We start from the raw sequence: 11,066 nt of genomic DNA on the forward strand, positions 1-11,066 counted from the left end.
CCCCCGCGCTCGCCGCGGGCTCGACCGTCGTGCTGAAGCCCGCCGAGTGGACCCCGCTGACCGCCTCGCTCCTCGCGGACATCACGCACGAGGCGGGGCTGCCGCCCGGCGTCTTCAACGTCGTGCAGGGATACGGCGACGAGGCGGGGGCGCCGCTCACCGCCGACCCCGCCGTGCGCCGCATCAGCTTCACCGGCTCCGTGCCCACCGCCCACCGCATCGCCGAGGCCGCCGCGGCGCACCTCGTCCCGTGCAGCTTCGAACTCGGCGGCAAGTCACCGCTGCTCGTCCTCGCCGACGCCGACCTGGACCTCGCCGCCGACCTCGCCGTGGAGCAGTACGACAACGCGGGCCAGGTCTGCCTCGCCGCCACCCGCATCCTCGTCGAGGAGTCCGTGCGCGACGCCTTCCTCGGCCGCTTCCTCGACCGGGTGGCGCAGCTGACCCAGGGCGACCCGCGCGACGAGAGCACCGACATCGGACCGAACATCCACCCCCGGCACGCCGACCGCGTCGACGGATTCGTGTGGCGCGCCCTCGCGGCGGGCGCGAAAGCCGTCGTCGGCGGCGGCCGCAACACCGCGCTGGACGGCGCCCTGGGCGGGAAGTACTACCTCCCCACCCTCCTCACCGACGTCGACCAGGACTCCGAGATCGTCCAGGAAGAGGTCTTCGGCCCGGTCCTCACCCTCCAGACCTTCCCCGACGGCGACGACGACGAGGCGGTGCGCCTGGCCAACGGCACCCGCTTCGGCCTCGCCGCCACCCTCGCCGCGGGCGACCGCGAGCGCGCGGCACGCATCGCCGCACGGCTCGTCGCGGGCACGGTCTGGATCAACTGCTTCTACGTCCGCGACCTCTCCGCGCCCTTCGGCGGATCGCGCCTGTCCGGCGTCGGGCGCGAGGGCGGCGACTGGTCCTTCGACTTCTACTGCGACCTGAAGAACACCGTGACCGCGTCGAAGAGGTGGGCCGACCGTGGGTGAGATCGTCGGAGCGGGCCTCCTCGCGCACGTCCCCACCATCGTGCTGCCCGAGGCGCACCGCAAAGAGCTCAATGAGGGCCGCGAGATCAGCCTCGTCCCCGGCCTGCGCAAACTGCGCGCCGACGTCTTCGAGGCGCTCGACTACGACACCGTCGTCGTCCTCGACTCGCACTGGGCGACCACCGTCGAGTTCGTGGTCTCCGCACAGCCCCGCCGCGCAGGCCTCTTCACCTCCGAGGAGCTGCCGCGCGGCATGTGCCGCATGCCGTACGACTATCCCGGCGACCCCGAACTCGCCCAATCCGTGGCCCGGTTCGCGGAGAAGCACCACACCTGGATCACCCCGATCGACGACCCCTTCCTGCCCGTGTACTACGCCACGATCAACCTGTGGACGTATCTGGGCCACGGCCTCCCCGAGAAGAAGTGGGTCTCGATCGGGGTTTGTCAGACCGGTGACGCCGAGGACCACCTGCGGCTCGGCCGGGCGCTCGCCGACGGCATCGGCGCGCTCCCCGGGCGCAGGGTCCTCCTCATCGCGTCCGGCGCCCTCTCGCACACCTTCTGGCCGCTGCGCGAACTGCGCGCCCACGAGTCCAGCGACCCCGTCCACATCCGTACGCCCGAGGCCCGCGCCGCCGACCTCGCGCGCGTCGAGTGGTTCGAGCGCGGCGACCACGCCCAAGTCCTGCGCACCATGCCGGAGTTCCTCACGCACAAGCCGGAAGCGCGCTTCGGGCACTACCTGATGATGATCGGCGCCCTCGGCGAGGAGCGCTGCACGGCCGCGGGGCGTGCCTACAGCGCGTACGAGAACTCCATCGGGACGGGCCAGATCCACCTGTGGTTCGACCGCCCGGCCGCGGGCTGGACCGGCGCGGGTGCCGACACCGACACCGGCGCCGAAACCGACAACGACACCGACCCGAGCGAGGGGACCGCATGAGGGCGCCCAGGGCGACCACCATCGAGTACCGCCGCGTCCTCCTCGACGGGGCCGCCGTCCAGGTCGTGCGCGAGGGCGACGAGCTGGTCGCCGCGGACGGGCGCCGCCTCAAGGCGTCCGAGGCGCACCACCTGCCGCCCGTACGCCCGTCCAAGGTGATCGCCGTCCACCTCAACCACCGCAGCAGGGTCACGGAGTTCGGGGTCACGCTGCCGCCCGCGCCCACCTATTTCCACAAGCCGGTCTCGGCCCTCAACAGCCACGGCGGCGCCGTCGTACGCCCCGAGGGCTGCAAGTACCTCAACTACGAGGGCGAGATCGGCATCGTCATCGGCCGCACCTGCCGCAACGTGGCGCCGGACGAGGCGGGCGCGTACATCGCGGGCTTCACCGTCGCCAACGACTACGGCCTGCACGACTTCCGCGACACCGATGCCGGTTCGATGCTCCGCGTCAAGGGCTCCGACACGCTCTGCCCGCTGGGGCCCGGCCTCGTCACCGGCTGGGACTTCCGCGGCAAGTACCTGCGCACCTTCGTGAACGGCGAGCTCGCGCAGGACGGTTCGACCGACGAGATGCAGTGGGACATGCACTATCTCGTCGCCGACATCGCCCGCACGATCACCTTGGAGCCGGGCGACGTCCTGCTCTCCGGAACGCCCGCGGGCTCCCGCCCGGTCCGGCCGGGCGACATCGTCGAGGTCGAGGCGGAGGGCCTGGGACGTCTCACCAACCACATCGTCACCGGCCCGACGGCCGTCCGTGCCGACGTCGGGGCCCAGCCCACCGAGTCCGAGGAGGTCCTCTCCACGGCGCTCGGCGGCGACTGGGAGTTCCGCGGCATCAGACCGCCGCGCCGCTGAGCACGGTTCCACCCGGCATGCACAGCAAGGGAGTTGGATCCATGAGGGTGATCGTCGACCTGGACGTCTGCCAGGACCACGGGCAGTGCGTCTTCGCCGCGCCGGACATCTTCCGGCTCGACGGCGAGGGCCACCTCGCGTACGTGGACGCGCCCGACGAGGCGCTGCGCGCCGATGCCGAGGACGCCGCCGACGTGTGCCCGCTGCAGGCGATCCGGGTCGAGGGCTGAGGCGTGGAGGGGGTGGGCGCGGTGGAGCGGACCGGACGCGCCGCATGCACCGGGCGGGCCGGAATCGCCGTCGTAGGGGCGTCGCTGGGCGGCCTGCGCTCGGCGGAACAGCTCCGCGCCGCGGGCTGGCGAGGCCCGATCACCCTCTTCGGCGACGAGCCCCATCTCCCGTACAACCGCCCCCCGTTGTCGAAATCGGTGCTCGCGGGCGAGGCGCCCGCGTCCGGCACGGAACTGCGCAGGCGACCCAGCGTCGAGGACGTCGAGTGGCGCCTCGGCTCGGCGGTCGCCGCCGCCGACCTGGGGGCGCGCACGCTCACACTGACCGACGGATCGGTCCACATGTACGAGGGTCTGGTGGCCGCGACGGGGGTGCGGCCACGCAGACTCCCGATGCCCGGGGGCCCGCCCCGGCACGTCGTCCGCACGCTGGAGGACTCGGCGGCCCTGGCCGCCGGCCTGGCGGCGGGCGCCCGGGTGCTCGTGATCGGATCGGGCTTCATCGGCTGCGAGGTGGCGGCCACCGCGCGCACGACGGGGTGCGCGGTGACCGTCGTCGCGCCGGAGGCGGAGCCGATGGTGCTCGCGCTCGGCCCACACCTGGCGCGGGCGCTGCGCGTCCGTCACGAGGCGCGGGGCGTGAGTTTCCGCATGGGCCGCCTGGCGAGGGAATTCACCCCCGAGGGCGCTGTACTGGACGACGGCACGGAGATCCCCACCGACCTGATCGTCGAGGCGATCGGCTCGCTCCCCAACACGGAATGGCTGGCCGCGACCGCGGGCCTCGACCTCACGGACGGCATCCTCTGCGACGCCCACCTGCGCATCGGCGGCCTCCCGCACGCGGTGGCCGTCGGCGACGTCGCCCGCTTCCCGAACCCGCGCTACGGCCCCGTCCCACGCCGCGTCGAACACTGGTCCGTCCCCGGCGACACGGCCCGCCACGCGGCCCGTACCCTGGTCGCCGCCCTGAGCGGCACCCCCCGCGACCCGGCCCCCTGCGCCCCGCTGCCCTCCTTCTGGAGCGACCAGTTCACGATGCGCCTGCAGTCCTTCGGCCAGCCCTCGCTGGCCGACCGCTGCGAACTCCTCGAAGGCGACCCGGACACCCCCGACGGCGACCTCCTCTACGCCTACTACCAGGGCACCCGACTCATCGGCGTGGCGGCACTGGGCGGCCCGGCGGCAACCGCGGCGGCGGCCCGCCACCGCGCCGACCTCATGACGCTGCCGGAGCCGGTGACCTGACCCGGCACAGGCAAGCGGAAGGGGCAGCGCCTAGGAATGGGTGCTGCCTCGTCACTTCCACACGAGACCGACCACCTCGCACGGCATTGAACTCCAGAACAGGGTTCAGTGCCACGCTTCCGACAGACGCCGCGTGACGACCGAGCTGAAGATGCGCACGCCGCGCGTCGAGCCGGGATCGATGCCGGTGAGTTCCCGCACCCGGCGGAGGCGATAGTCCAGGGTGCGGGGATGGACGTTGAGCGCTGCCGCCGTGGCGCCGCGGTGCATGTCGTGGCAGTAGTACGCGTCAAGCGTGACGAGGAGGTCGGGACCGGGCTGCAGGCTCCGGCCCACGGCCTGGAGCCATGCGTCGACGAACGGCGCGTCGGCGACGACGAGTTCCACGAACACGTCCGACATGGTGTGCGGCCGCAGCCGAGCAGACGCCCGTCGCAGCGGCGCCGCCCTGCTGATCCGCCGGGCCAGGTCGAGGGCGTCGGCAACCTCGGACAGCGATGAGGTGGCGGTGCCGGCGGCGCAGGGGCGACCCAGGGCCTGGGCGAAATCCCGTACGAGATCGGATACCGGGTCGGGCAAGAGGTCGGGGGCAAGGTCGGGCACGGGGTGCGGGCGTACGGTCTCGGCGGTACTGGACCCCGCAGACGCCGGTGAAGCGGCGGGACGCAAGGGAATCAGGGCGATCAGCTCACCGCTCCCGCCTCCCTTGCCCGGCCACCACGTGATCGGCGCGTGGTGGGATTTCACCAGCGCCTCGATCTCGCTTTCCAGATCGCGATCGCCGGCGGGACGTTCCGGCACCCGGATCACCGTCACCGCGCAGCGCTCGGGCAGTTCCATGCCCAGGGCCGAGGCGAGTTCCGCCGATATGGGGTCTCCTTTCAGCAACGACCTGGCCAGCAGGGCAGCCTGCTCGACGTACGCCAGACGGTGTCGCAGCGCCGTCACGAATCCCTGACTATAGGCATGGATACCGCGTTCTCCCTGTGGGGCGAACCAGTGCATCATCCGCATGAGTTCGCCGACTCCGACGCCGCGCTGAGCTTCGGTCGCTTCGTTGATCTCGCGCAACATGAGTGAGGTGTGCAGGCGCAGGACCCGCTGCCGTGCGTCCAGCGACATCCCCGCCGCGGCCCGCGACTCGCCGATCGCCGCGATGTAGCCGAGGTCGTCGTCGCTCAGCTCGCTGTTGTCCGGGGAGAGTTCGACCGTACGGCGGCGCAACCACAACGAGTACTCCAGCGTCTCGGCCCGTGCCCGGGAGTTCGTGTCCAGGAACCCGAACTCCGCGATCTCGCGCGCGTACGCCTCGACCTCCCGGCGCGCGTGGGCCGACGCCTGCCGGGCCAACTCGGCGAAAAGGCTCCCCATGGGTGCGAGCATGTCATTCAGGCCGAAGAAGCACACAGGGGAAATCCAGACGGCATTCATCACTTCGCGCAGACCGGAGACCGCCACGTCTGGGGCACTTTGTCACAGTGCGCAAAATCTCTTGATCGGGGCATTCCCATCGCCTGTGCTCCTTGTGGAGGCACCGCGGACCGGACTTAATTGGAGCCGCGTACCAGCCCGCGGGGTAACACCGCAGCATTCATTCAGGTCACTACTCCGGATCAGCGCGGGAATCGGTACGGAAATCTCTCATCTGCGCGCCACTCAATGGTGCTTGCCCAATCGGGAGGGAAACACCGATGAAAGCAGGAACGAGAAAGAGAATCGCGGCGGCGGTAGCGGTCATGGCCACGTCGACAGCACTGATGCTGAGTGCGCCCGCCAGCGGCTCGGCCGCTCCCGCCGCCGCTCCCAGCCTTCGCGCGTTCGGGATCACAGGTGACGGCACCCAGATGGCCACGTTCACCACCGACCGGCCGAACGTGCTCGACTGGGTCAGGGACATCATCGGCCTCAGTGGCGACACGGCTCTGATCGGCATCGACTTCCGGGTGCAGAACGGCCTGATGTACGGCGTCGGCGACAAGGGCGGCATCTACACGATCAAGACCCCGCCGGCCACCCCGGACGTCGTGATCACCAAGGTGTCCCAGCTCCAGTACTCGCTGCACGGCACGAACTTCGGCGTCGACTTCAATCCGGCCGCCGACCGGCTGCGCGTGGTCAGCGACAACGGCCAGAACCTGCGGCACAACCTCAACGATCACACGACCATCCAGGACCTGAACCTCACCACCCCGCCGGCCGAGGGCACGACCAAGGGCGTCTCCGCCGCCGCCTACACGAACAACGACCTCAACGGGGCCACCGGGACCACGCTCTTCGACGTCAACACGGCCGGCGACCAGATCGTCGTCCAGTCGCCGGCCAACAACGGCACGCTGGCGCCGACCGGCAGCCTCGGCATCGACGCGCAGACCAATGCGGGCCTGGACGTCTTCAGCAGCGTGTCGGGCGGCAAGACGGTCGGCAACGCCGCCTACGCCACTCTCACCGCCTCCGGCGCCGCCAGGCCCTCCCTCTACAGCATCAACCTCTTCACCGGCGAGGCCACGCTCGTGTCCGACGCCCTCGGGGCCAGGTTCCCCCTGAACATCACGGACCTGGCCATCTCCCTCACCGGCAGCTGAGCCCCTCCCGCGGCGGCCCCCGACCACGGATCAAGGAAGGGGCGGCACCCCCGCACAGGGTGCCGCCCCTTCATCGTGAACCGGAACCGCCGCCGCATCGGTACTGAGGGTCGGGGACACGGCGGCGGTCCCGGAGTATGGCTACCGGTGGTCGCTGCCCGTGGAGTGGGAAGCGGCGCGGCCGGCCTCCAGGCGGGCCACCGGGATGCGGAACGGGGAGCAGGAGACGTAGTCCAGGCCCACCTCGTGGAAGAAGTGCACGGACTCCGGGTCGCCGCCGTGCTCGCCGCAGACGCCGAGCTTCAGGTCGGGGCGGGTCTCGCGGCCCAGCCTTGCGGCATCCCGCACGAGCCTGCCGACGCCGTCCTTGTCGATCGTCTCGAAGGGGGAGACGCCGAAGATGCCCTTCTCCAGGTACGCGGTGAAGAACGAAGCCTCCACGTCGTCCCGCGAGAAGCCCCAGACCGTCTGGGTGAGGTCGTTCGTGCCGAAGGAGAAGAACTCCGCGGCCTCCGCGATCTGGTCGGCCGTGAGGGCCGCGCGCGGGAGTTCGATCATCGTGCCGAGCGCCAGCTTCAGTTCGACGCCGGTGGTCTCGACGACCTCCGCGATGACCTGCTCGGCCTCCTCGCGGACGATCTCCAGCTCCTGGACCGTGCCGACGAGCGGAATCATGATCTCCACGCGCGGGTCGCCCTTGGCGGTCTTGCGCTCGGCCGCGGCCTCGGCGATCGCACGGACCTGCATGGTGAACAGGCCGGGGATGACCAGGCCGAGGCGTACGCCGCGCAGGCCCAGCATCGGGTTCTGCTCGTGCAGGCGGTGGACCGCCTGGAGCAGGCGCAGGTCGTTCTCGTTGGCGTCCTTGCGGGACTCGGCGAGCGCGACGCGGACCGAGAGCTCCGTGATGTCGGGGAGGAACTCGTGCAGCGGGGGGTCCAGGAGACGGACGGTGACCGGGAGGCCGTCCATCGCCTCGAAGAGCTCGACGAAGTCCTGCTTCTGGAGGGGGAGGAGCTCCTTGAGGGCGTCCTCGCGGGCGTCGTCCGCGTCGGCCAGGATCAGCCGCTCGACCATCTCGCGGCGCTCGCCGAGGAACATGTGCTCGGTGCGGCACAGACCGATGCCCTGGGCGCCGAAGCGGCGGGCGCGCAGCGCGTCCTCGGCGTTGTCGGCGTTGGCGCGGACACGGAGGCGACGGACGCGGTCCGCGTACGCCATGATCCGGTGCACGGCGGCGACCAGCTCGTCGGCGTCGTCGGCGCCCGCGTGCATGCGGCCCTCGAAGTACTCGACGACGGGGGAGGGGACCACGGGCACCTCGCCCAGGTACACCTTGCCGGTCGAGCCGTCGATGGAGACGACGTCGCCCTCCTCGACGACGGTGTCGCCCACCGTCATGCGGCGGCGCTTGGTGTCGACCTCCAGGTCCTCCGCGCCGCACACACAGGTCTTGCCCATGCCGCGCGCCACGACGGCGGCGTGCGACGTCTTGCCGCCGCGCGAGGTCAGGATGCCCTCGGCCGCGATCATGCCGTCGAGGTCGTCGGGGTTGGTCTCGCGGCGGATCAGGATGACCTTCTCGCCCGAGCGCGACCACTTGATGGCGGTGTACGAGTCGAAGACCGCCTTGCCGACCGCGGCACCCGGTGAGGCGGCGATGCCGCGGCCGAGCTGCTCGACCTTCGCGGACTCGTCGAACCGCGGGAACATCAGCTGCGCGAGCTGGGCGCCGTTGACGCGCTGCAGCGCCTCGGCCTCGTCGATCAGGCCCTGGTCCACGAGCTGCGTCGCGATGCGGAAGGCGGCACCGGCGGTGCGCTTGCCGACGCGGGTCTGCAGCATCCACAGCTGGCCGCGCTCGATGGTGAACTCGATGTCGCACAGGTCCTTGTAGTGCGTTTCGAGCGTCTCCATGATCTGCATGAGCTGGTCGTACGACTTCTTGTCGATCTGCTCCAGATCGGCGAGCGCGACCGTGTTGCGGATGCCCGCCACCACGTCCTCGCCCTGCGCGTTCGTCAGGTAGTCGCCGTACACGCCCTGGTGGCCGGAGGCCGGGTCGCGGGTGAACGCGACGCCCGTGCCGGAGTCGGGGCCGAGGTTGCCGAAGACCATCGAGCAGATGTTGACCGCGGTGCCGAGGTCGCCGGGGATGCGCTCCTGGCGGCGGTAGAGCTTGGCGCGGTCGGTGTTCCACGACTCGAAGACCGAGCGGATCGCGAGGTCCATCTGCTCACGCGGGTCCTGCGGGAAGTCGCGCCCGGCCTCGGTCTTGACGATCTTCTTGAACTTCGTGACCAGCTTCTTCAGGTCCGCGGCCTCGAGGTCGGTGTCGACCGTGACCTTCTTGGCGGCCTTGGCCGCCTCGAGTGCGTCCTCGAAGAGCTCGCCGTCGACGTCCATGACGGTCTTGCCGAACATCTGGATGAGCCGGCGGTAGGAGTCCCACGCGAAGCGGTCGTCGCCGGACTGCTTGGCGAGCCCGGAGACCGACTTGTCGGAGAGGCCGATGTTCAGGACCGTGTCCATCATGCCGGGCATCGAGAACTTGGCGCCGGAGCGGACCGAGACGAGCAGCGGGTCGTTCGCCTGGCCGAGCTTCTTGCCCATGGTCTTCTCGAGGGCGTCGAGGTGCGCACTCACCTCGTCGCGCAGCTCCACGGGCTCGTCGCCGCTTTCGAGGTACGTCTTGCAGGCCTCGGTGGTGATCGTGAAGCCCGGAGGGACGGGCAGCCCGAGGTTGGTCATCTCGGCGAGGTTCGCGCCCTTCCCGCCGAGAAGGTCCTTGAGGTCCTTGTTGCCCTCGGTGAAGTCGTAGACGAACTTCACGCTCTCGCTCGTGTGAGCTACGTGGGGATCTTTGTTTTCCGACACGGGTCTCGACTCCTCGAGAGCTCGGTGGCTGCCCTGACGGCGAGGAACATACCCAGATCGAAGGCACCTGGGTACGTCCACTTGTGCGTCATGCGGCCGTAACCACCCGTCCGCCGCTAGATCGAAAGTAACTGAGCAGTAGCCGAGAGACCGCGTGTGTCTTCAAGTCTTGAACTCAAGGACCTCTCTGCACCCGCAAAACGCTCACATGAGCGGACTGAACTCAGATGTGAGTTCACCTCATGAATGATCGAGCAGTGGCACTGAGTGCCACCCCTTGGAGAAGTGCAGTCGCCCGAGATCCGCTCATCTGAGCGCAACCCCTATCAGGGGTGGCGAGAATCACGCCGTTTGAAGCGGCCGGATGTCAGCATCCGGACCCTCCGGCGAGGGTCCGGCCCGTCCCGGCGGACGCCTCACCGACCCGGCTACACGCCGAGCGCGACGAGCCGCTCCTCCACCCGCTCCGGCGCGTACAGGTGCTCGACCACCAGCGTTGCCGCCCCGACCAGCGCCGCGCGCTCGCCCAGCCGCGAGGTGACGACCTCCAGATGGGCGGTGGAGCGGGGCAGGGCCCGCTGATAGAGGAGCTCGCGGACGCCGGTGAGGAAGGGTGTTCCGGCCAGATCTCCGGCGATCACCAGAACGCCCGGGTTCAGGAGGGTCACGACGGTCGCGAGGACCTCGCCGACGTGCCGCCCGGCCTCGCGCGCGAACCCGACGGCGGTGGGGTGCCCCGCCTCCAGGAGCGCCCGTACGTCCCAGCCCGACTCCGCGGTGACCCCCGCCTCCGTCAGCCTGCGGGCCATCGCGCGTCCGCCCGCCACCGCGGCCAGACAGCCGTAGGACCCGCACCTGCAGAGCGCGTCCGCACCCTCCGGCACCCGGATGTGCCCGATGTCGCCCGCGCCCCCGTCGATGCCCCGGTAGACGTCGCCGCCGACCACCACCCCGGCCCCGATCCCCGTGGAGACCTTGACCAGCGCGAAGGCCGAGCAGTCCGGGTAGTGGGTGCGCTGTTCGCCGTACGCCATGAGGTTGGCGTCGTTGTCGACGAGGACCGGCACCTCGGCGGGCCCGCCGGTCCGCTCCGCGAACGCGCGGCGCAGCCGCCCCTGTATGTCGTAGCCGTCCCAGCCCGGCATGATCGGCGGCTGCACGACGCGCCCCGTCTCGCTGTCGACGGGCCCCGGCACGGCGAGCCCGATGCCGCACACCGACCCGGCCGGACGCCCCGACTCGCGCAGCAGTCCGGCGAAGCGGGCGCCCAGCTCGCCGAGGACCGTGTCGGGCCCGTCCTCGACGGCGAGGGGCGCCGCGTGCTCGGCGACGAT

The 11,066-nt window shown here is 70.6% G+C and carries 9 protein-coding genes; 6 read left to right on the plus strand and 3 right to left on the minus strand.

What is annotated here, in order from left to right; genetic code table 11:
* From AOK03_RS15955 to AOK03_RS15975, 5 genes are all read left to right on the plus strand, one after another.
* Positions 1–986 (plus strand): aldehyde dehydrogenase family protein (locus AOK03_RS15955; protein ID WP_055565925.1); only part of this gene is annotated, 986 nt, incomplete at its 5' end.
* Complete coding sequence (locus AOK03_RS15960) at positions 979–1,932, plus strand: 3,4-dihydroxyphenylacetate 2,3-dioxygenase (protein WP_055565926.1); 954 nt, start codon at positions 979–981, stop codon at positions 1,930–1,932. The genes AOK03_RS15955 and AOK03_RS15960, both read left to right, overlap by 8 nt.
* Entirely contained in the window at positions 1,929–2,795 is an 867-nt protein-coding gene (locus AOK03_RS15965; RefSeq protein WP_055565927.1) for a fumarylacetoacetate hydrolase family protein, read from the plus strand. Before AOK03_RS15960 ends, AOK03_RS15965 begins: the two co-directional genes overlap by 4 nt.
* Positions 2,796–2,836: 41 nt before the next feature.
* Positions 2,837–3,025: a ferredoxin gene (locus AOK03_RS15970; RefSeq protein WP_055565928.1), complete on the plus strand. Its 189-nt coding sequence runs from the start codon at positions 2,837–2,839 to the stop codon at positions 3,023–3,025.
* Positions 3,026–3,028: 3 nt separating this feature from the next.
* Complete coding sequence (locus tag AOK03_RS15975) at positions 3,029–4,273, plus strand: NAD(P)/FAD-dependent oxidoreductase (protein WP_425264383.1); 1,245 nt, start codon at positions 3,029–3,031, stop codon at positions 4,271–4,273.
* 105 nt (positions 4,274–4,378) lie between these two features.
* Here the strand turns inward: AOK03_RS15975 and AOK03_RS15980 are convergent, their stop codons facing one another.
* On the minus strand, positions 4,379–5,644 hold the full coding sequence (locus tag AOK03_RS15980) for a PucR family transcriptional regulator (RefSeq protein ID WP_107098014.1): 1,266 nt from the start codon (positions 5,642–5,644) through the stop codon (positions 4,379–4,381).
* Between the two features lie 365 nt (positions 5,645–6,009).
* Here AOK03_RS15980 and AOK03_RS15985 point away from each other — a divergent pair, with 365 nt between their 5' ends.
* Positions 6,010–6,855 (plus strand): DUF4394 domain-containing protein, encoded by an 846-nt coding sequence (locus AOK03_RS15985; protein ID WP_208609545.1) that lies wholly within the window; start codon positions 6,010–6,012, stop codon positions 6,853–6,855.
* Between the two features lie 141 nt (positions 6,856–6,996).
* On the opposite strand, the gene ppdK is transcribed toward AOK03_RS15985, so the two are convergent.
* Both ppdK and AOK03_RS15995 read right to left on the minus strand, forming a co-directional pair.
* Positions 6,997–9,732 (minus strand): pyruvate, phosphate dikinase, encoded by a 2,736-nt coding sequence (gene ppdK, locus AOK03_RS15990; RefSeq protein WP_055565930.1) that lies wholly within the window; start codon positions 9,730–9,732, stop codon positions 6,997–6,999.
* 428 nt (positions 9,733–10,160) lie between these two features.
* A partial coding sequence (locus tag AOK03_RS15995; protein ID WP_055565931.1) for an ROK family protein occupies positions 10,161–11,066 on the minus strand: 906 nt, incomplete at its 5' end.

The organism is Streptomyces atriruber, from assembly GCF_001418325.1.
Lineage (GTDB): Bacteria > Actinomycetota > Actinomycetes > Streptomycetales > Streptomycetaceae > Streptomyces > Streptomyces atriruber.